At 62.7% G+C, this 24,501-nt stretch carries 20 protein-coding genes; 6 read left to right on the forward strand and 14 right to left on the reverse strand.

Translation table 11 applies throughout. From position 1 onward, the window contains the following. Positions 1–15 precede the first annotated feature (15 nt). From bioC to bioB, 3 genes are read right to left on the reverse strand one after another with little or no spacing between them, the layout of a single operon-like run. Entirely contained in the window at positions 16–1,668 is a 1,653-nt protein-coding gene (gene bioC, locus AWR36_RS09600; protein ID WP_082679523.1) for a malonyl-ACP O-methyltransferase BioC, read from the reverse strand. After that, the gene (bioF, locus tag AWR36_RS09605) at positions 1,665–2,879 is read right to left on the reverse strand and encodes an 8-amino-7-oxononanoate synthase (RefSeq protein ID WP_067084222.1); all 1,215 of its coding nucleotides are present in this window, start codon (positions 2,877–2,879) and stop codon (positions 1,665–1,667) included. The genes bioC and bioF overlap by 4 nt, the downstream gene beginning before the upstream one ends. Continuing rightward, on the reverse strand, positions 2,876–3,940 hold the full coding sequence (gene bioB, locus AWR36_RS09610) for a biotin synthase BioB (protein WP_067084956.1): 1,065 nt from the start codon (positions 3,938–3,940) through the stop codon (positions 2,876–2,878). The genes bioF and bioB overlap by 4 nt, the downstream gene beginning before the upstream one ends. Before the next feature lie 128 nt (positions 3,941–4,068). Here bioB and AWR36_RS09615 point away from each other — a divergent pair, with 128 nt between their 5' ends. The 5 genes from AWR36_RS09615 (at position 4,069) to AWR36_RS09635 (ending at position 8,748) form a co-directional block, all read left to right on the forward strand. Then, the gene (locus AWR36_RS09615; RefSeq protein ID WP_067084223.1) at positions 4,069–4,764 is read left to right on the forward strand and encodes a ComF family protein; all 696 of its coding nucleotides are present in this window, start codon (positions 4,069–4,071) and stop codon (positions 4,762–4,764) included. 207 nt (positions 4,765–4,971) lie between these two features. After that, positions 4,972–6,117, forward strand: coding sequence for a beta-ketoacyl-ACP synthase III (locus tag AWR36_RS09620; RefSeq protein ID WP_067084225.1), 1,146 nt, complete (start codon positions 4,972–4,974; stop codon positions 6,115–6,117). A 373-nt stretch (positions 6,118–6,490) separates the two neighbouring features. Continuing rightward, positions 6,491–6,994 (forward strand): L-alanine exporter AlaE, encoded by a 504-nt coding sequence (gene alaE, locus AWR36_RS09625; RefSeq protein ID WP_067084227.1) that lies wholly within the window; start codon positions 6,491–6,493, stop codon positions 6,992–6,994. 337 nt (positions 6,995–7,331) lie between these two features. Continuing rightward, the gene (locus tag AWR36_RS09630) at positions 7,332–8,321 is read left to right on the forward strand and encodes a coiled-coil domain-containing protein (protein WP_141398510.1); all 990 of its coding nucleotides are present in this window, start codon (positions 7,332–7,334) and stop codon (positions 8,319–8,321) included. Positions 8,322–8,394: 73 nt separating this feature from the next. Further along, on the forward strand, positions 8,395–8,748 hold the full coding sequence (locus AWR36_RS09635) for a DUF4870 family protein (protein ID WP_067084231.1): 354 nt from the start codon (positions 8,395–8,397) through the stop codon (positions 8,746–8,748). Between the two features lie 76 nt (positions 8,749–8,824). Here AWR36_RS09635 and AWR36_RS09640 read toward each other — a convergent pair whose 3' ends face one another. From AWR36_RS09640 to AWR36_RS09675, 8 genes are all read right to left on the reverse strand, one after another. Then, a complete protein-coding gene (locus AWR36_RS09640) occupies positions 8,825–10,072 on the reverse strand; it encodes a DUF945 family protein (protein ID WP_176491125.1) in 1,248 nt (415 codons plus the stop codon). 111 nt (positions 10,073–10,183) lie between these two features. Next, positions 10,184–11,098, reverse strand: a complete 915-nt coding sequence (locus AWR36_RS09645) for a hydroxymethylglutaryl-CoA lyase (protein ID WP_067084235.1) — start codon at positions 11,096–11,098, stop codon at positions 10,184–10,186. Next, entirely contained in the window at positions 11,095–13,095 is a 2,001-nt protein-coding gene (locus tag AWR36_RS09650; RefSeq protein WP_067084237.1) for an acetyl/propionyl/methylcrotonyl-CoA carboxylase subunit alpha, read from the reverse strand. Before AWR36_RS09650 ends, AWR36_RS09645 begins: the two co-directional genes overlap by 4 nt. Before the next feature lie 15 nt (positions 13,096–13,110). Beyond that, entirely contained in the window at positions 13,111–13,908 is a 798-nt protein-coding gene (locus AWR36_RS09655; protein ID WP_067084239.1) for an enoyl-CoA hydratase/isomerase family protein, read from the reverse strand. Positions 13,909–13,956: 48 nt separating this feature from the next. Beyond that, a complete protein-coding gene (locus AWR36_RS09660) occupies positions 13,957–15,564 on the reverse strand; it encodes a carboxyl transferase domain-containing protein (protein WP_067084242.1) in 1,608 nt (535 codons plus the stop codon). A gap of 232 nt (positions 15,565–15,796) precedes the next feature. Then, the gene (locus AWR36_RS09665; RefSeq protein WP_067084244.1) at positions 15,797–16,966 is read right to left on the reverse strand and encodes an isovaleryl-CoA dehydrogenase; all 1,170 of its coding nucleotides are present in this window, start codon (positions 16,964–16,966) and stop codon (positions 15,797–15,799) included. Positions 16,967–16,992: 26 nt separating this feature from the next. After that, entirely contained in the window at positions 16,993–17,400 is a 408-nt protein-coding gene (locus tag AWR36_RS09670) for a MerR family transcriptional regulator (RefSeq protein ID WP_067084246.1), read from the reverse strand. Positions 17,401–17,556: 156 nt separating this feature from the next. Then, complete coding sequence (locus AWR36_RS09675; protein WP_067084248.1) at positions 17,557–18,636, reverse strand: hypothetical protein; 1,080 nt, start codon at positions 18,634–18,636, stop codon at positions 17,557–17,559. Between the two features lie 109 nt (positions 18,637–18,745). Between AWR36_RS09675 and serB the strand changes: the two genes are divergently transcribed. Then, complete coding sequence (gene serB / locus AWR36_RS09680; RefSeq protein WP_082679561.1) at positions 18,746–19,870, forward strand: phosphoserine phosphatase SerB; 1,125 nt, start codon at positions 18,746–18,748, stop codon at positions 19,868–19,870. Between the two features lie 6 nt (positions 19,871–19,876). On the opposite strand, the gene AWR36_RS16430 is transcribed toward serB, so the two are convergent. The 3 genes from AWR36_RS16430 to AWR36_RS09690 all read right to left on the reverse strand — a co-directional run bounded on the left by AWR36_RS16430 (position 19,877) and on the right by AWR36_RS09690 (position 24,332). Then, positions 19,877–20,008 (reverse strand): hypothetical protein, encoded by a 132-nt coding sequence (locus AWR36_RS16430; protein ID WP_255353980.1) that lies wholly within the window; start codon positions 20,006–20,008, stop codon positions 19,877–19,879. A gap of 176 nt (positions 20,009–20,184) precedes the next feature. Beyond that, a complete protein-coding gene (locus AWR36_RS09685; protein WP_067084250.1) occupies positions 20,185–23,298 on the reverse strand; it encodes an efflux RND transporter permease subunit in 3,114 nt (1,037 codons plus the stop codon). Further along, complete coding sequence (locus AWR36_RS09690; protein WP_176491126.1) at positions 23,295–24,332, reverse strand: efflux RND transporter periplasmic adaptor subunit; 1,038 nt, start codon at positions 24,330–24,332, stop codon at positions 23,295–23,297. Before AWR36_RS09690 ends, AWR36_RS09685 begins: the two co-directional genes overlap by 4 nt. Positions 24,333–24,501 lie beyond the last annotated feature (169 nt).

Consider the following 24,501-nt stretch of genomic DNA (forward strand, 5'->3'; position numbering starts at 1 on the left):
CCACTGTGCCCGGCATCACTGACCCACCTCCAGGACGCCGGCCTCTGTGCCGGCGTCCTGCGTTTTCACACTGCCGGCGCTGCTGTGCAACTCCAGGTAAAAAATCTCGTAACTAGCCGGCAAGCCCGCTGTGGCACGCAGGGGCTCATAGGCCTGTGACAGCCGACGCAGGCGATCGCGACCGGTCAGCCCCTTCCCTGCTCCGCTGTTCACGTTGTGGGCGCCGATGCGCTTCAGGTCCCGCATCAGCTCCATTGCCGTGGAGTAGTGCAGTACCCGTTCCTCCGTCCGCAAGCCACCGCACAACCCCGCTTCCTGAGCCGCGTCGCTCCACTGCAGCGCCGGCAGGAATCGGTTCACGTGCACACCATCGTCGACACGCGCCCACGCCTGCCTCAGCTCCCACAGCGTCCCCGGCCCCAGCGTGGAAACCAGCAACCGGCCATCCGGGGTGAGTATCCTCTGCAACCCGGCGAAAAGCGCCGGCAGCCGGTAGCACCACTGCAGCGCCATACTGGAAAACACCAGATCGAAGCTGTTATCGGCCAGGGGCAACTGCTCGGCATCCGCTGCGATATAGGCATTGGCCGCCGGTCGACTGTGGCGTGCGAAAGAGAGCATCCCCTCGGCCAGGTCCAGGGCGACGATCTCCGCGCTGGGAAATCGCTGTCTCAATAACTCACTGCCGTAGCCGGTACCGCTACCCAGATCGAGAATCCGGCGCGGCTCAGTTTGCTCCGGCAAAGCGGAGAGCAGCTGCCGGCAAACGGCGCGCTGCAGGTGCGCGGCAGCATCGTAACTGGTCGCGGCCCGGCCAAAGGAGCGGGCCACTGCAGTTTTGGCAAACGGCTCCGTACTGCCTGACGAGTCTTCGCCGCGGCGGGCCTGAAGGATAAAGTCACCGATGGCCGCTGCCAGAAACTGCGGCTGACTCAGCGGCAGCACATGTCCGGCGCCATCGATCACCTCTGCCGCAACCCCCAGCCCGGAGAGACTTTGTGCCGCTTCAACGGGAACCAGGGCATCATTTGCCCCCAGGAAGTGGCGCTGTGGCTTATCCAGTTCTTTCAGCAACTCCCGGTTATCCAGCCGCCCCAGACATCCCAGCGCCGCCGACCAGGGGCCAGCCGTAGCGGCGGAAGAAGTTGTTTCGGCAACAGTTGTTTCAAAAGCGCTTGATTCGGGTGCGAGAGCGCGCAGGTTTTTCAGTAGTGCCCGCGCCTTGTGGTCGCCCTGCACCTGCAGGCCGCAGAAGCGCTGCCAGGTCTGTCGCGGCACAGCGGCAAATGCGTTGCAGAAATCAGCAAAGGTAGTTGTGGCCATACCGGGCCAGTCCGGGTCGGCCGTGAAGCGGGCATTGGCAGCGAGAGTGATCACTCCCGCCACCCTGTCCGTTCGCGCTGCCAGGCGCACGGCCAGCATGCCGCCGAGGGAGTGACCTACCACCAGGCTGTCATGGGGAATCCGTTCAGCCAGGCTATTCAGCAGCGTCTCGCCATCGGGCCAGCGCTCACCAAACCTGTCGCCAAAGCCCGGCAACTCCAGCACGGTAAGCGGCAGCTCCAGCCCGTTTTCGGCAAGTCTTTCTTCAAGCGCGGCTCGCAGCGGCTGCCAGATCCGCCCATCACACCCCCAGCCATGGATGAATACCAGGTGATCAATGTTCATGGGCGCACCTCACTACTTCCGGTCGATAGGGCCCCTGCATCCTCCAGTGCCGAGTCCAGTGCCGCCAGCAGCGCCGTGATCTGCGCCGGATCGTGGGCGGCACTCAGGGTGATACGCAGTCGGGCGGTGCCGACCGGCACCGTGGGAGGACGGATGGCTCCCACCAGGAAGCCCTGTGTGGCCAGTTCCGCTGCAACACGCATTACCGTCTGATCGCAGCCCAGCAGCAGCGGCTGAATGGGGCTGGTGCTGTCTCCGAGCGGCAGGCCGCGCTCCGCCGCACCGCGGCGAAAGCGGTCAATATTGTTCCGCAGGCGCTGTTGCCGCTCCGGCTCCCGTTGCATCACCTGCAGGGCGGCCAACGCACCGGACGCGACAGCCGGCGGCATACCGGTGGTGTAGATGTAAGTGCGCGCAAACTGCACCAGGTAATCAATCAGTTCCCGGGAGCCGGCCACAAAGGCGCCGGCATTGCCCGCCGCCTTACCCAGGGTACCCATCAATATCGGGGCATCCTCCCCTGTAAGTCCCATCGCAGCAGCACTGCCTGCAACCGGCAACTTCTCACTCCCCATCAGACCAAAGCCGTGAGCCTCGTCCACCATCAGCCAGGCGTCATGTTCGCGGCAAAGTCCCGCGATCTCTGCCAGCGGCGCGCAATCGCCGTCCATGCTGTAAACGCCGTCCACAGCCACCAGGGTATTACCACCTGTGTTCCGGGCCCGCTGTAACTGTCGCGCCAGCGCTGCGGTATCACTGTGGGCGAAGCGCAGACTCTCCGCCCGGGACAGGCGCGCGCCGTCAATCAGCGAGGCGTGATTCAACTTGTCGGAGACGATGCTGTCGCCACGGCCGATCAGGGCACAGATGGTACCCATATTGGCGGCATAGCCGCTTGAAAACACCAGCGCCGCCTCGCGCCCGGTCGCCGCCGCGATTTCCTCCTGCAGCGCCTCATGGATTTGCAGATGACCATTGACCAGGTGGGAAGCCGTGGCGCCGGCACCCAGGCGCGCCCCCTCCTGTTGCGCAGCAATCACCTGCGGATGGCAGGCAAGTCCCAGGTAGTCGTTACTGCTGAAGGCGACCATCGACCTGCCGTCGACGACGGCGGTCGGCGAAGGCGCCGCCTCCAGCGTCTTGAGCTGACGGTAGAGGCCCCGCTCGCGACGCTCCGCGAGCCGGGCTTGCAGGGTCGCCCGCAGGGTCATTTGGCCGCGTCGTAGAAGAAAGGATCGTTTTGCTGCTCGGCGATGCGAGAGCTCAGTTCCGCCTCCATTTCGGTCTCATCGGCGTACTGCTGGTACTCCTCCGGCTTGATACCCAGGCGCTGGAACAATTGCATGTCTTTGTTGGCTTCCGGGTTGCCGGTAGTGAGCAGCTTCTCTCCATAGAAGATGGAATTGGCCCCGGCCAGGAAGGCGAGCGACTGCATCTCGTCACTCATGGCCTCGCGGCCTGCGGACAGGCGCACGTGGGACTTCGGCATCATGATGCGGGCCACGGCGATACAGCGGATAAACTCGAAGGGATCCAGGTCTTTCTCTTCCTCCAGCGGAGTGCCCGCCACTTTCACCAGCATATTGATGGGCACCGACTCCGGGTGCTCGGGCAGGTTGGCCAGCTGCATCAGCAGGCCCGCGCGATCCTTCTCCCCTTCCCCCATGCCAATAATGCCACCGGCGCAGACCTTCATCCCGGCCGCGCGGACGCTGTCCAGGGTTTCCAGGCGGTCCTGATAGGTGCGTGTGGTGATGATCTCACCGTAATACTCGGGTGAGGTATCCAGATTGTGGTTGTAATAGTCGAGACCGGCATCAGCCAGTTCTTTAGCCTGATCATCGTTCAACATGCCCAGGGTCATACAGGTCTCCAGCCCAAGGGCCTTAACCTCCCGCACCATCTGGGTTACGTAGGGCATGTCCTTCTTTTTGGGCGACCGCCAGGCGGCTCCCATACAGAAACGGGTGGCACCGCCGGCCTTGGCTGCGCGGGCCTCCTCCAGCACCTTTTCCACCTTCATCAGTTTTTCCCGCTCGAGACCGGTGTCGTAGCGGGCACTCTGGGGGCAATAGGCGCAATCTTCCGGACAGGCGCCGGTCTTGATAGAGCAGAGCGTGCTCACCTGCACCCGGTTGGCATCGAAATGGGAGCGGTGCACTTGCTGGGCGGTGAAGAGCAGGTCGTTAAACGGCATCGCAAATAGGGCCAGTACCTGCTGGCGGGTCCAGTCGTGACGGCTCTCGAGGTAATTCACGGAGGAGGAAGGCATTTGCTGGGCGGCAGTCACTGGGGGTAGTCTCCCTGGTTCATTGTTTTGGTCCGGCGCATACGCGGCGATTGTTGGGAATTTCGCCAGTTTAGCGGCGGGCCGGTCACTGTCAACCGAGCGACCAGGGAATGGTTTACAACGATTGGCGACAGAGTGGGCTGCTGCGTTGCATCCTCTGCGGGGGCGGTGCAGAACCGCGTTTTGGCGTCTGCGAGGGCTGCGCCCGTGACCTGCTATTGATCGAAACTGCCTGCCGCACCTGTGCCATGCCGCTACCCCCCGCACCAGCGGGCCGCAGCCGACAGTGCCCCTCCTGCCTGTCCCGGCCACCGGCCTGCACAGCGACCCGCTGCGCCTGGCACTATGGCTTCCCGGTGAGCCAGTTGATCCAGCACTTCAAGTACGAAGGTGACCTGGCAGCAGGGCACAGTCTGGCGACCCTGGCGGCCGAAACGCTGGCGGATATGGCCGGATCACTGGACCTGCTCATACCCATCCCCCTGCATTGGCGCCGCTACTGGCAGCGGGGTTTCAACCAGGCCCAGCTGGTGGCCGAGACGCTCGGTAATGCCTGGCAGCTGCCGGTACTGACGCGCGGCCTGCGCAAGTGTCACGCCAGCGAACGCCAGCAATCCCTGGATAAAAAGCAGAGGCTGCGCAATCTCTCCGGCAGTTTCGCCGTGCGCGCGGCGGTGGAGGGCCGCCGGGTGGGACTGGTGGACGATGTAATCACCACCGGCGCCACCATGGAGGCCGCCGCCGGCGCACTGCTGGAGGCAGGGGCGGCACAGATCAGCGCCATCGCCCTGGCCAGAACCCCCTGATCGCTGGCTGGCCCCAAACTCCCCAAAGTAGACCAGGTGTAGCAATCTCGTCACAATAGCCGCCCTTTTCGCACCCCCTCCCTGGAACGACGTGCCGTCGTGACCGGGGTTCGCAGCATTTCAGCGGTCCATGCGACCGGGCTGCTAAGGTTTTTATTAATGACTATGGGCTCGCGAGCCGTCGACAGGCGAGCCGAGGATTCAGCGATGACAGATTTCAAGTTGCCGCGCGGTATCGTGGTCAGCGGCACCGGCCTGTGGACTCCGCCGGAAGCCATCAGCAACGAAGAACTGGTTGAGGCGTACAACAGCTACGCCGAGCGCTACAACGAGCGCCACGCGGGAGAGATAGAAGCGGGCAACATGGCCGCCAAGCCGCTCTCTTCGGCCGAGTTCATTGAAAAAGCTTCCGGCATCAAGAACCGCTATGTCATCAGCCGCGAGGGGATTCTCGACCCGGGCCGCATGCGCCCTTACCTGCCGGAGCGCCCCGATGATGAAATCAGCCTGCAGGCGGAGATGGGCCTCAAAGCAGCCAAGCTGGCACTGGAAAAAGCGGGCAAGAAGCCCGAGGACATCGACGCGGTGATCGTTGGCGCTTCCTATATGCAGCGTGCCTACCCGGCCATCGCTATCGAGATTCAGGGCGCACTGGGTATCGAGGGCTTTGCCTTCGATATGGAAGTGGCCTGCTCCTCCGCCACTTTTGCCCTGCAGCGCGCTGTCGACACTGTCGCAGCGGGTTCGGCGCGGTCCGTTCTGGTGATCAACCCGGAACTGGCATCGCCGCAAATCGACTTCACCGACCGGGACAGCCACTTTATTTTTGGCGACGTGGCTGTGGCCAGTGTGGTGGAGCGGCGGGATACCTGTGCGGTGGATACCGCCTGGGAAGTCCTCAGCACCCGCGCCCAGACCGTGTTCTCCAACAATATCCGCTCCAATTTCGGCTATACCGCCCGTGCCGCCGACGTGGACCCCTTCGGCCCGGGCAAGCTGTTCCGCCAGAACGGCCGCAAGGTGTTCAAGGAAGTCTGCCCGATGGCCGCTACCCACATTGAGGAACATGTGCGTACCGCAGGCAGTGAGCCGGCCGACGTAAACCGCTACTGGCTGCACCAGGCCAACATCAATATGAACAACCTGATCGCGAAAAAGCTGATGGGCGATGACACCAGTATCGAACGAGCGCCGATCGTCCTGGATCGCTATGCCAACACCGGTTGCGCCGGCTCGGTGATTGCGTTCAACCTTTACAGCGATGACCTGGCCACCGGCGACCGGGGCGTGATCTGCTCCTTTGGCGCCGGTTATTCCATCGGCAGCCTGGTGCTGGAGAAGATCGCCATCTAATGGCGGACAGCCCCGGCGTCAATGCCGGGGCTGTCTTACAGGAACTTCCGTTCGTCCCCTTCCTACCCCTTCTTTTCCCTTCCAACCCCACCCGGCTCTGCCGCCAAATCACCCGGGATCTCCCGTAATCCGATTTGCTGGTTACGCCCGTAAGTTGCGTCGCACAACCGCAAACCTGCCAAATGCACCCCGCAGCGGTGCCGGCACTGCCCAGAAAGCCCGCCGACACAGAAAACGATCATCATTTAAAGCCCCAAGAAAGCTATCTGTACTAATATTCACAATTTTTTAACATATACAGCCTAGCAATTATGCAAAGTGTAGATATAATCGCCACCCCGAACACCGAGCCGCTGACGAGATAGCTGTTTACATGTCACCGCCGATCATTGCCCCGCCTGTAGAGTCAGAGAAACCGTCTAGCCCGCCCCCGGCCCTGTGCCGGCGTCGCGAGCTGCTGCTCGACATCTTCGCCATGAACAGCTTCTCCTGGGCCATTGCCATCCCCATCGAGCTGCTGCTGGCGGGCCTCAGCCTGCAGGAACACCTGCAGGTTCGGATGCTGGCTGTCGTCTTCAACACCCTGATCGCCCGCCCATTCGGCCTGTATCGGCTGTGGATGTATCGCCGCCTGCCGGGGCGGGGCCGGCTTCATGCCTATCTGGTGGACACCTTCGTGTTCCTCAGCTTCCAGCTGCCCCTCTACACCGGCAACATGCTGCTGGGTGGTGCCAGCTGGATGGAAATCGCCACGGCGAGCCTGACATTCATGTTGCTGGCCGGCGCCATGGGCCGGCCCTACGGGGTCTATCTCGACTGGCTGCGTCGACTGTGGATCAGACAACGTCAGCACGGGCGGACCCGCGCCCTTGCGTGACCCCGCAGCAGGAGAGCCGGGAAGCAGGTGCGCCTGAATGAAACTGACGCGGATTGCAACAACCCCGCTGCAGTCAGCGCAGGTGGCCGCTGAAGTCGTCTATCTTTAGCTCGGGTCCCTATAAACGCTGATAAGCCGGGGCCCGGATCGTTCATGATCACGCGCTAAGGGCTGCCGAGCCGGAACAGACATACCCCCAAGTACCCGACGCGCACAAAATTCCCTTGAGTTGCGTGTCCAATTGCAGTATCAAGCTCTCGTGGGTCAGACAGAGCAGTTAGACCCGAAAAAATGAGTGTTGGGCCGCAGGAATTGGCCCTATCAGATGGTGACAAGGATGAATAAACGCCGTTACTCCGTGGAGGCGGGACGCTTCACGCGCTCGTCTCTCGCTGGCATTGCCACGCTTCTTTCCCTGACACTCCCATCCGTGTCCTTCGGCCACACTCCTCCCGACCTGGCCGCAGGAATGGTGCCATTGCTGTGGCTGGCCGGCACTGCACTAGCACTACTGGTGACGCTGGCGACCAGCTGCATTCTGTGGCAACGACTGCGACAGCAGGCTCGCACCTCCGCCGGGCGGCTGGAAAAGCTGCAGTCCGAGCGGGACACACTCGATGGGCAATTGCGCCATTACGGTCGTGAAATCAAGGAGCGCGACAAGAAATTGTCAGTAGCGAGCCGGCGCATCCACGAGTTGCAGCAGGGCAAGTCAGACCTGCAGGCGGTCATCGGTCACCAGCTCCGCCGCCCACTGGATAACCTCAGTGAAACACTGCAACGCCTGGCGATCAGCGCCCAGGGTGACAGCGCCACCCTGGCGGAGCGCGCACGTGCCCAGCTGCAGCCGATCATTCGCTCCCTAAATCAGATTCAGCGTCTCGGCCAGGTGGAGACAGTCGCCATCGCCGCCCCGCCCCAGGCCGACAACGGTGCAGAGGCTGACGTACAGTCACTGAGGGTGCTGAACCTCAACGCACTCGAACAGAAGCGCGATACCCTCGGCCACCAGACGTTTGCCGACCTGATCAACCGACGTGCTGCGCACCTGCCAAAGAAAATCACGGAGCTCACCAGCGCCCTCACCGGCCGACACTGGCTGGATGCGGAGAGACTGGCGCTGGTGGTGGCTGCCAACGCCGAGGAAATCGCCCTCGACGCGATCGCCGGCCATCTGCGCAACCTGTCTGCTCAGCTCGGCATCGACAGTGAGCGCGAAGGTTGCCGCCAACAGCGCTCCGAGCTCCTGAACCTGATGCGTGTCTCCTTGCAACAGCTGCAGGACTGGAAGAGCAAAAATCTACATACCGAGTGGGCGCTGCGATGAGTACCCACAGGCCCTGCTTGCAATGCACCGCGGCGACCCCACAATAGCCTTTTCATCTATTGCGAGAGAGCCCATGTCCGAGCAGTACCCCGTCAAAACCCCGGAAGCCCGCGAGCAATCCGGCCGCGATCTGGCTACCCTGGTCTACCTGATCCAGGCCATCAGCCTGTTTACAGCCGTGCCGTTTTTCATCGGTGTGATCATCAACTACGTAAAGCGCGGCGACGTGCGCGGCACGCTGGCGGAATCGCACTTTCGCTGGCAGATCCGCACCTTCTGGTTCAGCATCCTGTGGTTTGTGGTGGGCTGGGCGACCGTGTGGATTTTCGGCCTGGGCTTTGTCATCCTCGGCATCAGCTGGATCTGGGTGGTATATCGGGTTATCCGCGGCTGGCTGGTACTGGCAGACAACCGCCCGGCCTATTGAACGATTTCCCCATACAGCAAAAAGGCCGGCTAACAAGCCGGCCTTTTTTGTTGCTGGGATTTGCTCTCACCCGCAGTTAAAACTGTCCGGTAATCGCCATCAGGAAAAGATCCGGGGGCAGCGGCTGGCCGTTGACCTTCAGCTCACCGCGATCCACCTCCAGTAGCATCTGTAACTCGCCATCCTCTTCTTCCAGCAAGCCGTATTTGCGCAGCAACAGGGCCTGGCCAATCAGCGGGGACTGCAACAGCGCCTGCTCGGCGGCAGAAAACGTCATGGTGCCGGTCATCGGTGCCAGCCACCGGGCCTGCGCCTGGTTCACCTGCCGCGCACCGGCACTGAAGCCCCGCCAGTTGATATCTGCATCCAGCATGATGGGACCGTTGGCGGACTCCACAAGGAGTTGCTGTTTCAACACCAGCGGCGGCTGGAATACCTCCGGCCATTGGCGTGCACCGGAGACCGGTATCAACTGGGACAGATAGTGGCTCAAGACGGCAGGCGCAATTTCCGGAACGTTCACCCGCTGACTGACCGCACTCACCGGCGTCGCAGACTGGACCTGCGGCGCATCGAATTTGCTTTCCAGCTTCAGGCGACCACCGCCGATCACAGTCAGCGCCAGGTCCAGCTGAACCTGGCGCAGTTCCAGCGGGCCGGACTCCGTTTCGGCCTTCAGGAGCGGCCATTGCAGGCTACCCTCCAGCGAGCGGCCGGGCACAATGACCATCTCCCCGTTAGCCGGTGCGCTGTAGAACTTTTCGTGCCCACCCTCGCTGTGACGGATCTCACCGACCTGCACGGTGCCATTCAGTACCGCGCCGGTGTAATCCGTCAGGAACCGCACTTCGGCACCCTCAAACTGCAGCTCGCCACTGGCGTCACTGCGGGTAAACGATTCGAGACGCAAGGTGTTCTCGATGTTGTTGTCCATACCCACGACGGTCTCCAGGCGCAGCGGGCTGTCCTCAAGGCGGCCGTACAGCGCTTCGAGTTGCGCACGCAGTGCCGCCGGCAACTGCTCCGGGACCAGGGTGGTAACGCTGTATACCGCACCCACGCGCGGGCCAACGGCAGTGAAAAGCAGTGGGCCGTGCTGGATTTCACTGCGCAGCTCGGTCGGGCCGTCGCTTGCAGAGATTTGCGTATGCGCCTCGGCACCGAACCAGCCGCGCTGGTAGTCAGTGCGCTCTACCTCCTTGATGCGCCCGAGCTGTTCCATCCAGACGGTCTCGATTTGCGGACCAATGACTCGGGGGGCGCCGACGGCGATCAGGACCAGCAGCCCGATCACAACCAGAAGGGAATTGCGGAGTAGTTTCATAGAAAAGATGACACTGAACATTTTGTGCCGATGGTAACAGATTCAACGTGACGGCAAGGCGAACGCCAAGCCGTCATCGAGGTCGACAGCAACCGAAGTGCCGGCCGCAAATCAGGCGGGAGTCATTGCCCGGGCAACACGGGAATTGCTCTCGCGCCCCAGTTCCGTGGAGATATAGTTGCCAGCTGCCACCAGCTTGTCCAGGTCGATACCGGTCTCTATCCCGAGCCCCTGCAACAGGTAGAGCACATCTTCGCTCGCCACGTTGCCCGATGCTCCGCGGGCATAGGGGCAGCCACCGAGCCCGGCCACAGCAGAATCCACCACCGCAACGCCCATCTGCAGTGCGGCGTAGATGTTGGCCAGGGCCTGACCGTAAGTATCGTGGAAGTGGACCGCCAGTTTTTCCAGCGGTACACGGCTGGCGACGGTGTCGATCATGCGCTTGGCCTTTTCCGGTGTCCCCACACCGATGGTGTCACCGAGGGAGATCTCGTAGCACCCCATGTCCAGCAGCGCCGCACTGACCTCTGCGACTTTCTCCGCGGCGATGTCGCCCTCGTAGGGGCAACCCAGCACGCAGGATACATAGCCCCGCACCGGGATGCCGTCGGCCGCAGCGCGCTCCAGCAGCGGCGCAAAGCGCTCGAGGCTCTCGGCGATGGAGCAGTTGATATTTTTCTGTGTGAAGGCCTCTGAGGCGGCTCCGAAAACCGCTACTTCGTCCGCCCGCGCCTGCAGGGCGCGCTCATAGCCCTTCAGATTTGGTGTCAGGGCGCTGTAAATCACACCCTGTTGACGCTCGATTCCCGCCAGCACCTCTTCGCTCGAGGCCATTTGCGGCACCCACTTGGGGCTGACAAAACTGCCGGCCTCGATCACCGGCAAGCCAGCCGCGGACAGCCGGTTGACCAGCCCGATACGGGTATCGACGGAGATGGGCTGCTTCTCGTTCTGCAGGCCGTCCCGCGGGCCCACCTCGACCATTTTGACTCGTTTCGGCAGGTTGTTGGTCGCCGTTGTCATGACTGCTCCCCGGTATCGAAATCGATCAGTAGGCTGCCACCGTCCACCAGGTCGCCCTGTGCGCACAGGTACTGCTGAACCACACCGGCGGAAGGTGCCCGCAGGGTGTGCTCCATTTTCATCGCCTCCATCACCAGCAGCGGCTGGTCTGCCTCGACGGCGCTGCCCGGCTCCACCAGCAGCGCGATGACGGTACCGTTCATGGGGGCTTCCAGGCCCTCGGCGTACTGGCCACCCTCGCCCAGATCCGGCGGCAGTACCCGGAATTCCACCTGGCGGTCACCGACAAATACGGCCCCGCCCTCGGCGGTGTCCACGCTGCTGAAGCTCATCCGGCGCCCATCCACCAGCGCCAGCTCTCGGCCCGGCAGCAGGCGGATCTCGCCCTGCCCTGCCTCTCCCAGGGCCTGACAATGCCAGAACACCGCGCCATCGCGCACTTCGGTAAGCAGGTCCACATGGCGACCGTGGATATCGATATTGTGACGCCGCTGTGCGGACAGCCCACTGCGCCAGTTGTCGCCGCAGTGCCAGGGAGAGTGGGGGTCCCGGGCGGGCGCCGCCGCGCGCAGGTCGCGCATCTCGCGCTCGTGCAGATAGGCCGCAATGCCGGCGCACTCCAGCGCAGTGATTGCCCGCTCAGCCTGCAGCAGCTCCGATTCGTGATCTTCGATGAAGTGCGTGCTGACACGACCGGCGACAAAGTCTTCCTGGTTGATGACCCGACGCAGGAAGTCGATATTGTGTCGCAAGCCGGCGATCTGGTACTGCCCCAGCGCCCGATCCAGTCTCGCCAGCGCCTCGCGGCGGTTGCGACCGTGGCAGATCAACTTGGCGATCATCGGGTCGTAGTGCACGCTGATCTCATCGCCGCTCTGCACGCCGGTGTCGACCCGCACTGATTCGCTCTCCTCCGGCGGACGGTGGCGCACCAGCATGCCAGTGGCCGGCAGGAAATTGTTGTCCGGGTCTTCCGCGTAAATACGCACCTCGAAGGCATGGCCGTCGATGGCGAGCTCCTCCTGCCGCCTGGGCAGAGGTTCGCCGGCGGCGACCGCCAGCTGCCACGCCACCAGGTCCTGACCGGAAATCATCTCCGTCACCGGGTGCTCCACCTGTAGCCGGGTATTCATCTCCATGAAGAAGAAGCTGCCGTCGGCATCCAGCAGAAACTCGACGGTGCCCGCCCCTTCATAGCCAATAGCGTGGGCCGCACGCAGTGCCGCTTCACCCATCTCCGCACGAAGCTCCTCCGAAAGGCCCGGCGCCGGTGCCTCCTCCACCACTTTCTGGTGGCGGCGCTGTACCGAGCAGTCCCGCTCGAACAGGTAGACGCCATTGCCCTGCTGGTCGCAGAACACCTGGATCTCCACGTGCCGGGGGCTGACAACATAGCGCTCGAGCAACATCAAGTCGTCGCCGAACGCGTTCATTGCTTCGCGCTTGGCCGCGTCCAGGGCGCTGCGAAATTCTGCCGCGTCATCGACCCGGCGCATGCCCTTGCCGCCACCACCGGCGGCGGCTTTCAGCAGAATCGGATAACCGATGCGCTGGGCGTGGGCTTCAAGTTCAGCGGGATCCTGGTTGTCACCGTGATAGCCCGGCACCAGCGGCACCTTGGCTTCTTCCATGATGCGCTTGGCCGCAGACTTAGAACCCATGGCCTCGATGGCGGCTGCGGGCGGGCCGACAAAAATAATGTCCGCTTGCTGACAGGCGCGACAGAAGCCGGCGTTCTCAGACAGAAAGCCGTAGCCGGGATGAATGGCGTCGGCACCAGTACGCGTGGCGGCGTCCAGTACCTTTTCGACATCCAGGTAGGAGTCCTTCGCCGGCGGCGGGCCGAGCCGCACCGCTTCATCCGCCAGCTGTACATGCAGGGCATCGGCGTCGGCATCGGAGTAAACCGCAACCGTAGCAACACCGAGTCGGCGGGCGGTTTTAATGATGCGGCAGGCTATCTCACCGCGATTGGCTATTAACAGTTTGCGAATCATAGTGCGTCCGAAAAGTTATTCCTCGCCACTGCCCATCCAAGTGGGCGCCCGTTTTTCCAGGAAGGCACTGAGCCCCTCCTGCCCCTCCGGAGAGACACGCACCGCTGCAATCAGGGCGCTGGTCTGGCCCTGCAGCTCTTCGTTGATCACCCGGTTGGACATGGACATTGCCAGTTGCTTGGCCATGGCGACGGCCCGCGGGCCATTGTCGAGAATCGTGTTCACCAGTTTCTGCACTTCCAGGTCCAGCTCGCCTTCCTGGCAGACCTCGGAGACCAGGCCGATTTCACGGGCGCGCTGCGCGCTGAAACGTTCGGCGGTGACGAAGTAGCGTCTGGCGTGGCGGGCGCCGACGGCATTGATGACGTAGGGACTGATGGTGGCGGGCAACAGGCCGATCTTGACCTCGGACAGGCAGAAACTGGCGCGCTCCGCAGCGACCGCCATGTCGCAGCAGCTAACCAGACCCACTGCGCCGCCAAACGCTGCGCCCTGCACCCGGGCGATGGTCGGTGCCGGGAAAGTGTCGAGCTTGTGCAGCATTGCCGCCAGCGCAGCGGCGTCACGGCGGTTGTCCTCCTCGGAATATTCCGCCATGCGCTTCATCCAGTTCAGGTCGGCACCGGCGGAAAAGTTCTTGCCATTGGAAGCCAGCACCAGCGCACGGATTTCCGGCTGCTGGGAAAGATGATCGAAAGTCTCACCCAGCTGACGGATCAGGTCGTCGTCGAAGGCATTGTGGACATCCGGACGGTTGAGGGTAACGGTTGCCACGCCCTCGCTGTCGATTTCGGTCAGCAGTTTTTCACTCATGAATTTTCCTTGCTCGGTGGTTTCCGGACAGAATTCTGCTCTCGGGCATTACATGCGGAAGACGCCGAAGCGGGTCTCCTCCGGCTCTTTATGAGTCGCCGCAGCGAGACACAGGCCCAGCACCCGGCGCGTATCCGCGGGATCGATCACACCGTCATCCCACAGACGCGCTGACGCATAGTAGGGATGCCCCTGATGCTCGTAGGTATCGACGATGGGCTTGCGAAACGCCTGCTCATCCTCGTCGCTCCAGCTCTCACCGCGGGCGGCTTTCTGGTCGCGCTTTACTTGCGCGAGCACGCCGGCGGCCTGCTCACCGCCCATCACCGAGATGCGGGCGTTGGGCCACATGAACAGGAAGTTGGGATCATAGGCGCGACCGCACATGCCATAGTTGCCGGCACCGAAAGAGCCGCCGATCAGGATAGTGATCTTGGGTACTTTCGCCGTCGCCACCGCGGTCACCATTTTGGCACCGTGCTTGGCGATGCCACCAGCTTCATACTGCTTGCCAACCATAAAGCCAGTGATATTTTGCAGGAAGACCAGCGGAATATTGCGCTGTGCACAGAGCTCGATGAAGTGCGCACCTTTCTGCGCACTTTCGGCAAAGAGGATGCCGTTGTTGGCGACGATACCCACCGGGTAACCGTGAATACGCGCGAAGCCAGTGACCAGCGTGGTGCCGTAGAGCGCCTTGAATTCGTCAAACTCGGAGCCGTCCACCACTCGGGCGATAATTTCGCGCACGTCGTAGGGCTGGCGGGAATCCGCCGGCACCACACCGTAAATGTCTTCCGGCGGATAGATGGGTTCCACCGGCTGGCGGACATCCAGGCCGGGATTTTTCACCCGGTTGAGTCGCGCTACCGAGCGGCGCGCCAGCTGCAGGGCGTGCACATCGTTGTTGGCGTAGTGATCGGACACACCGGAGGTACGGCAGTGGACTTCAGCTCCACCCAGCTCCTCTGCCGAGACTTCCTCACCAGTGGCCGCTTTTACCAGCGGCGGGCCGGCGAGGAAAATGGTCGCCTGCTCTTTCACCATGATGGACTCGTCCGCCATCGCGGGCACGTAGGCACCACCGGCGGTACAGCTCCCCATCACCACCGCGATCTGCGGAATATTTTTCGCGGAGAGGTTGGCCTGGTTGAAGAAGATACGCCCAAAGTGCTCGCGATCCGGGAACACATCGTCCTGGCGCGGCAGGTTAGCGCCACCGGAATCCACCAGGTAAATGCAGGGCAGGTTATTCTGCTCGGCGACGGTTTGTGCCCGCAGATGTTTTTTTACCGTCAGCGGGTAATAGGTACCGCCTTTCACCGTCGCATCGTTGGCCACGATCACGCAGGGCTGGCCGGAGACGGTGCCGATACCGGTAATAATGCCGGCCGCCGGCACGTCTTCCCCGTAAACGTCATAAGCCGCGAGCTGGGACAGTTCCAGGAAAGGGCTGCCCGGATCCAGCAGGGCATCGATACGATCCCGCGGCAGTAGCTTGCCGCGGGAGAGATGTTTTTCCCGCGCCCGTTCACCACCGCCCTGTGCGATGGTCTCCAGCTTTTCTTTCAGGTCCGCAACCACTGCCTGCATTTTTTCACGATTGAGTGCGAAGGCTTCGTCGCGCGTGTTGATCTTGCTCTGTAGCTGATTCATAGGTGTTGGTTTGCTGGTAGCAATGTACTTTTACGTTTCGTGGCTCAAATACTCATGAGCCAGTGACCACTATGGAAGCGGGAATTGCAGGCCCGGCCTCCGGGTATCGTCTTGCGAGACTGTCGGCGAGAGGGACCTCGCCGACAAGCCTACATGGACGTATTCACGGCGTGTCTCGCAAGGCGAAACCCGGAGGCCGGGCCGCCACACACTAGATCCACGCCTCCTGTGATTAACGCGTTTCGCTGAACAGCTCGCGGCCGATCAGCATGCGCCTCACCTCGGAAGTGCCGGCACCGATTTCGTAAAGCTTGGCATCCCGCAACAGGCGGCCTGTGGGGTATTCGTTGATGTAACCGTTGCCGCCCAGGGTCTGGATCGCCTGCAGCGCCATCTGCGTGGCACGCTCTGCAGTAAACAGGATCACTGCGGCAGCATCTTTGCGGGAGTCCTCACCGCGGTCACAGGCCTGGGCCACAGCGTAAAGGAAGGAGCGGCTGGCGCTCAGGTCCGCGTACATATCAGCGAGTTTGCCCTGCATCAGCTGGAACTCACCAATGGCCTTACCGAACTGCTTGCGCTCGTGCACATAAGGCACCACAACGTCCATACACGCCTGCATGATGCCCACCGGACCGCCGGAGAGAATGGTGCGCTCGTAGTCGAGGCCGCTCATCAAGACGCGTACACCACCGTTCAGCTCGCCGAGAATATTCTCCTCCGGGACTTCGCAGTCCTCGAAAACCAGCTCGCAGGTATTGGAGCCGCGCATGCCGAGCTTGTCGAGTTTCTGGGCCTGGGAAAAGCCCTTGAAACCGCGCTCGACGATAAACGCCGTAATGCCACCGGAGCTGATACCCGGCTCGGTGCGCGCGTAGATAACATAGGTGTCGGCATCGGGGCCGTTGGTGATCCACATCTTGTTACCGTTGAGGATGAAGCGGTCACCCTTTTTCTCAGCGCGCAGTTGCAGGCTCACCACATCGGAGCCGGAATTGGGTTCACTCATCGCCAGCGCGCCAACATGCTCACCGGAGCAGAGCTTGGGCAGGTACTTTTCCTTTTGCGCCTGGCTGCCATTCTTGCGGATCTGGTTGACGCAAAGGTTGGAATGGGCACCGTAGGACAGGCCCACCGAAGCGGAAACCCGGGAGATTTCCTCCATGGCTACGGCATGGGCCAGATAGCCCATGTTGGAACCGCCGAACTCTTCCTCCACGGTAATGCCAAGCAGGCCCATGTCGCCGAATTTCTTCCACATGTCGGTGGGGAATTTATTCTCTTCGTCGATCTGTGCGGCGCGTGGCGCCAGCTCTGCCTGGCACAGCTTGTAAACCATGTCGCGCAGCATGTCGATCTCTTCGCCGAGATTGAAATTGAGGGTGCGGTATGCGGTGTTCATAGCAACTCCGGAAAACGGTTATCGGTTCACGGGGAAATATTTTTGGCGAGAGACGCGCGGGTGCGCTCTTCCGCATCATCCAGTTCGCCCATCAGGCTCTGGATATCGCGCAACTGCTGCTGCAGCTGCGCGCGCTTCTGTTCGATGCCCTGCAGCAATCGCTGCAGCTGTTCCACATTGCCGTGGGCCGGGTCGTACATCTCGATGATTTCCCGACTCTCGTCCAGAGAGAAACCCAGTCGCTTGCCGCGCAGAATAAGCTTGAGCCGCACCCGGTCCTCGGGGGAATAAATGCGGGCCTGGCCGCGACGCTCGGGAGCGAGAAGCCCCTTGTCTTCGTAAAAACGAATGGTGCGCGTGGTAATGCCGAACTCCCGCGACAGATCGGAGATGCTGTAGCTGGCTGGCTCACTGTGGCTCGATTCGGGCTTCATGGCTTACTCCTGGGAACGCGGGCAAGCCTAGCAAAGGTTTACGTTAACGTAAACGTAAGGCTGATGACAAAACCGCCACGCCGCCAGCGGTCAGAAAGGGGCCGGCGGCTCTCAAAGGGAAAGGATGGGATGGTTACCGCAGCGGGGCGGAGGCTATCAGGCCTGAACCAGCTGCTGCAGCTGATTGTCCAGGAGCTTCTGGTACACCGGCGACAGGGCCGTCACCTCAAGCCCGACGTCACTCTCGTGGCATTGAATGCGGGCCGACAGCTCGCCCTCCTCCAGTAGATCCCGGTGCAGATAGAGTGCCCGCGGCTGCGCCAGCAGGCGATCTGCGGAGAAATCGCTCAACTTCCCCGGAGTGACGGCCAGCGCCAGCTGCAGGCCGGTGACGGAGCTCGTGCCCTGCAACTCCCTCAACAGCAGACCACAGCAGACGGCTCGAAAGCCGGCATCGGCACCAGTAAAACCCAGTCCCTGCTGGGGACCGGCCTCCTTCAGCGGTCGCGCATCATAGATACGGCACAGCAGCTGCAGGCGCTCCTGCAGTTGCTGCTCCAGCTTCTCCAGTGCGCCGCGGCTCAGCTGGTTGCCGAGCTGTGCCCAGTTGAGCGGTCGCAGGTAGAGCCCCGCCTCCACCGGCGGCTCCGGCTCCGGGGCCGGTTTGGCGGGAGCGGGGGCGATTACCGGTGTGCCACGCCGCGCCGGCAACTGCGCAACTGCAAGCGCCGCCGCCGCACTCACCGGGAGCGCGAAGACCAGACACAGAAGCAGGCTCGCCCACGGGAAGCTCACACCCGCCCCGGGCACGAAATTGACCGCAACGCTGCCGGCCAGGCTGTCGTGAAGCACCACAGGCGCGGTCACAGTCTGGCCGCGATCGATATCTCCCACCTGTGTGAGGGGGTGGGATTCCACATCCTGTACCGTGATGCCGGTAACACCGGGCAGCGCCAGCAGCTCCCGGGCCAGTAATTGCAGGCTGATGCGGTCACCCGCCACGATACGCTCCAGGCTCTGGCGAGCCAGCACCGCCGCTGCGGTCTCGGCCACCACCGTGTCCCGGACCTCTGCGGCGGATTGCTGGCGTCCGTAATCGTGGCTCAGGGCGGTGGCACAGAAGGCGGCGATCACCAGCCAGACGGCGGCGCCCACCCATCGCTGGCGGGCGTTCGGGGATAGCTCCCTGAACAGATCCTTGAGGAGACGCGACAGGTCCGGGCGATTCACTGGCATGGGGCGGCACACTTATTGTCATTTTTGGACGGCAGTGGCGGGGATTTTAGCGGATATTGCCGCCGGGGCTATAATGCGCGGCCAACTTCGCATGCCACGGACTTTCATCATGGACGCCCCTACCGTTTCCCTGCAGCTGCCCCTCGAGCAGGTAACCCGCTCCTCTGGCGATGCGCCACTGCACTACCTGGAATTCCATCCGCAACTGGCAGAGCGGGCTGTGCTGGGCCTCACCGATGACGGCAATGCGCAAATCACTGACACACACGCACTGGCAGAACCAGTGCCGGTGCAACCGGCCGCCAGCGGGGTTGTTGCACCCTGGTGCCTGACACTGCTCTCCCCGAGGGCAACCCTGGCGCAGGTGCGGTCAGTGTTGAGCTTCATCGCCGCCGCAGGTGCATCGGTCGAGGCCGTGGACACCCTGTCGCGCCGGCGCGCTTGCACAGTGCTGCGTTTCCAGGTGGACGGGCAGCTTGAGTTCGACAAGACGCGCCGCGCCTGTCTGGAACTGGCAGAGCGAATCGGCGCAGACCTGGTGCTGCAGGCTGGCGACAGCCAGCGCCCGCCATCCCTGGCGGGTTTCGATATGGATTCCACCCTCATCGACGCCGAGGTCATCGACGAGCTGGCAAAGATCACCGGCATCGGCGAGCAGGTTGCTGCAATTACCGAAGCGGCCATGCGCGGCGAACTGGACTTCCGCCAGAGCTTCAAGAAACGGATGCGGCTGCTGAAGGGATTTCCGGAGAGGGAACTGGCACGGATCGCACCGCAACTACCGATCAAGCCCGGCGCAGAGCGCCTGCTGCGGGCCCTGCGTGGACTGGGCTGCAAGACCGCCATCCTGTCCGGCGGCTTTACCTATTTTGCCCACTACCTGCAGTCAGAGCGGCTGCCGGTCGACATCGTCCACGCCAACGAGCTGGAATTTGCCGACGGTGCGCTCACCGGCGAGGTCATCGAACCGATTGTGGATGGGGCGCGCAAGCGCGCATTGCTGGAGGAGATGGCGACAGAAATGGGCCTGCCATTATCGCGGGTCATTGCTGTTGGTGATGGGGCGAACGATATCCCCATGCTGTCTCTGGGCGCCCTCGGTATCGCGATTCACCCGAAACCCAAGGTGCGCCAGGAAGCCCCGCAGTCCATTGACCGCTTCGGACTGGATGCGGCGCTCTACCTGTTCGGGCTCAACGACGGGCAGATCGCCGGCCTGCTGGACTCCGACTAAACCCGGTCAGTGCATAATCCCCGCATGGGGGAAGATGGGCCCCGGCGAGTGCGTCGGTGCCCGCCGCTCGTCACATACCTGGCGACTGCAACCCGCTGCCAGTAACAGCAGCACAATCAAAATCATTCCTTTGCGCATAACCCCGACCCGTTCCCCCCGGGACGCCTCCCTGAATATTTAGCATTTCGCGACAACCACTCGCTACTTTACCGTTTTTTGCCGCAGCTTTGACAGCGGTGCAGCGAAAAATGTGCGCTAGTCCGGCGCGAAGCTGCGGCTTTTCGCGCCAGATTTGCCGGGCCGCACCATCGTGCTCAGCGGGGCTGCGCATGCTCTTCCTGCAGCTGCTCCACCGCGCGCCCCACTTCACCCGGCGAACCGGTACGCCGCGCGAGCAGGTCGTAGGCGGTCGGCACTACAAAAATGGTAAAGACCGTCGCCGCCAGCACCCCGAACAACACCACCACGCCGATCACCGCACGGGTTTCAGAGCCCGCACCGGTGGACAGCAGCAGCGGCAGTGAGCCGGCCGCAGTGGTGATACCGGTCATCAGGATTGGGCGCAGGCGCGTCGCCGCCGCCCGGCGCAGGGCATCGCCAAAGGCCAACCCGCGGTCGCGCAGCTGGTTGGCGAACTCCACGATCAGAATGCCGTTCTTGGCCGCGAGACCAATCAGCATGATCAGTCCCACCTGGCTGTAGAGGTTGAGGGACTGGCCGGTGGCCAGCAGGCCCACCAACGCACCCGCCATGGCCAGGGGCACGGTAATCATGATCACCAGCGGATGGACGAAGCTCTCGAACTGCGCCGCGAGTACCAGGAACACCACCAGTGCACCCAGCACAATGGCGAATACGATCGTGCTGCCGGAATCCTGGAAGTTCTTCGACTGCCCCTTGTAGTCCACCACCGGCGAGCCAACGATGGTGCGGTCCACTACCCCATTCAGGTAGTCAATGGCATCGCCGAGAGCCAGGTCATCCGCCAGATTCGCCTCGAGGGTGATGGAGCGGATGCGGTTGTAGCGCTGCAGGTTCGGGCTGTCGGCATATTCACGCACTTCCACAAAGCTCTGCAGCGGCACCAGTTCGCCACTGGTGGTAGAGCGGGTATAGATATTGTTGAGGCTCGACGGGCTGCGCTGCATCTCGCGCTCCCCCTCCAGGATCACATCGTATTCCTCACCGTCATCGATGAAAGTGGTGGCACGCAGGGAACCGAACATGGTCTGCAGGGTGGAGCCGATATCGCTCACCCGCACCCCGAGGTCCGCCGCACGCTCGTAATCGACGGCGATGCGCATCTGTGGCTGGGTTTCCTTGTAGTCCCAGTCCACCCCCAGCAGGCCGGGATTGGTGCGGGCAATCTCCGCATCGATCTGGTCCCGCCACTGGGTCAACTGCTCGTAACTGGGCCCACCGAGCACGAACTGCACCGGCTTGCCCAGACCACCGCCGAAGCCCTGTCGCATGACCGGGAAGGCACGCACGCCGCTCAGGTCGGAAACTTTCCCCCGCACCATATTCATCAACTCGAAGCCGGATGGACGCTCGCCGAAGGGCGCCAGGGTGAAGATCACCATGCCGGTATTGAAGGTGGCCGAGTTACCAAAGGAGCGTGGTGAACGCACCAGCAGGCGACGCACATATCCCGCGTCTACCAGCGGCATCAACCGCTCCTCGATGATGTCCATATACTCCTGCATGTACTCGTAACTGGCGCCCTCGGGGCCGTTGACCAGCAGGAAGAAGGAGCCGCGATCCTCCCGCGGGGCGTACTCGTTGGGTATCAGCTTCAGTGCCAGCCCGGCGAATACCATCACCCCGGCAAAACCCGCCGCGGCGATCCAGCGGTGCCGCAGCAGCCCGTCGAGCACCCGCCGGTAGCCCCTCTGTACCCGTTCCAGTTGTCGGTCCATGGCGCGGGTAACAACGTTGTGACCATCGCTGGGCTTGACCAGCTTTGAAGCCAGCATCGGCGACAGTGTCAGTGCCGTCAGTGACGAGAAGATCACAGCGGCAGACATGGTGAGGGCGAACTCGGAAAACAGACGGCCGATATCGCCATCCACAAAGGTAATGGGCACGAACACCGCCACCAGCACCATGGTGGTGGCCACCACCGCGAACCCGACTTCACGGGCGCCGCGATAGGCCGCCAGCAACGGCGGCTCGCCGTACTCGTCCATGCGCCGGAAAATATTTTCCAGCACCACAATGGCATCATCCACCACCAGACCGATCGCCAGCACCAGTGCCAGCAGGGTGAGCAGATTGATACTGAAGCCGAACGCATACAGCAGGATGGAGGTGGCAATCAGGGATACCGGTACGGTGATCGCCGGCACCAGGGTTGCGCGCCAGTTACCGAGGAAGAGATAGATCACCAGTACCACGAGTATCACCGCGACCCCCAGGGTGGTATAGACCTCGTCGATGGCCTCGCTCACAAACACCGAGGAGTCGTAGCTCTGGGCCAGGGTCATGCCCTCCGGCAGGGTCTCGTTGACCCGTTCCAGCTCGCGCTTGGCGGCCTCGGCCACGGCGATGATATTGCCGGTGGACTGCTTGGTGATGCCGATTCCCACCATGGCCTCACCGTTACCACGGAAGGTGGAGCGCTCTTCCACCGAACCCAGCTCGACCCGCGCCACGTCGGCAAGCCGCACCACGTGACCATTGGCCCCGGTGGCCACGGCGAGCCGCTCGAAGGCGGCCTCAGTGCGGAACTGGCGCTGCAGGCGCAGAGTGAACTGCCGATCAGTGGACTCCAGGTAACCGGCCGGCAACTCGCGGTTTTCTGCCCGCAAGGCCTGCTCGATATCGGCGGCGGTGACGCCGTGGGCGGCCATGGCGTTGCGGTCCAGCCAGATCCGCATGGCGTACTCCTTGCCGCCGCCGACCCGCACCCGCGCCACCCCGTCGAGCACCGAGAAGCGGTCCACCAGGTAGCGGTTGGCATAATCCGTCAGCTCCGGCACCGTCATGCGCTCGGAGGTAAGGTTCAGCCACAGCACCACATCGTCGCTGCTGTCCACCTTCTCGATTTCCGGCGGGTCCGCCTCCACTGGCAGGTTGTCCATGACACCGGCAACCCGGTCGCGAATATCGTTGGTGGCCGCATCGATCTCGCGATTGATACCAAATTCGATGGTGATGGAGGAGCGACCGTCGCGGCTCGATGAGGAAATACTCTCGATCCCCTCCACCCCGGCGATTCGATCCTCGATCAGCCGGGTAATTCGGGTTTCGACAACATCCGCCGAAGCACCCGGATAATCGGTGCGCACGGAGACAATTGGGGGGTCGATGTCCGGGTATTCCCGCAGCGAGAGGCGGTCGAAGCTGATCAGGCCGAAAACCACCAGCAACAGGGACAGGACCAGCGCGAAGACCGGTCGTTTAACGGCGGTATCACTGATGATCATCGCTGCGTCAGCTCCCCGGCGGATTGCTCGACGACCGCCCTGCCATCCTGGAGGTGCAGGGTGCCGCGGGTTACCACCCGCTCACCGCGACTGAGGCCATCCAGCACTTCCACCTTGCCCGGGTAGCGCTGTCCCAGCTTGACCTGGCGTTTGCGGGCCACAAAGCCCTCGTCCACCGGCTCCAGCACGTAAACCCACTGGTTGTTCGCCAGGGGAATCAGCGCCGCTTCGGGAATAGTGAGCGCCTCGCGCTGGTCGCTGACGATGGTCACCGCCAGCATCATGCCGGGCTTCAACAGCTCCTTCGGGTTATCCACCCGGGCACGCACCGTAAAGGCGCGGGTCTGGGTATCCACTCGCGCCTCGGCAATCATGACTTCGCCAGTGAAAACCCGCTCCGGGTAAGCGGGGCTTACGGCGCGGATTGGCATCCCCCCCTCCACGGCCGACATCTGGCGCTCGGGCACAGTGAAATCCAGTTTCAGCTGGCGGATGTCCTGCAGCGTGGTGACCTCCTCACTCGGGGAAACCAGGCTGCCGACACTGATATTGCGCAGGCCCAGTTGGCCGGAAAACGGCGCGCGAATGATGCGATCCTCGACCTGGGCTTCCAGTGCCAGCACCCGCGCCCGGGTCTCGGCTACCAGTGTCCCGGCGGCATCCAGCTGCTCGCGGGTCGCCAGCTTGTCACGCTCAAGGCGCTGCAGTCGCTCCAGGTCGCGGCGGTGCCGCTCGAGGCTGGCGCGGGCACCGGCCAGTTCCGCCTGCTCCTCCCCGTGGCTGAGCTCAACCAGCACATCCCCGGCCTTTACCCGCTGGCCGCTGTCGAATTTGATCCCGGTGACCCGCTCGGTCTCGCTCGCACGGATAGAGACGAACTCCCAGGCGCGAGCAGTACCAAGAGCCTCGATCGGAGTGGCAATCGGCTCCAGGGTCACCTCAGCGGTGCGCACCGGAACCGGTTTGCCACCCTGGGCCAGGGCCGGCTGGGACAATAGTGCCAAGAGAAATACGGCAATATGCAAAAGCTTCATGATCAGGTTCTTGTCACGGTGAAATAAAACCGCATCACACCGCAGCAGCATCCCGGGCGATTGAATGTTACCGGGCGCAGAGGGGAGCGGGGTATCAGCCCCGGCGCGCAGGCGAACTGCGGCTCTGGGGTGTTCTGGTTACGGGGGAATTCCGTTTCCGGTTCACCCG

Origin of the sequence: Microbulbifer flavimaris, assembly GCF_001641755.2 — a bacterium.
In the GTDB taxonomy this organism is placed as follows: Bacteria; Pseudomonadota; Gammaproteobacteria; order Pseudomonadales; family Cellvibrionaceae; genus Microbulbifer; species Microbulbifer flavimaris.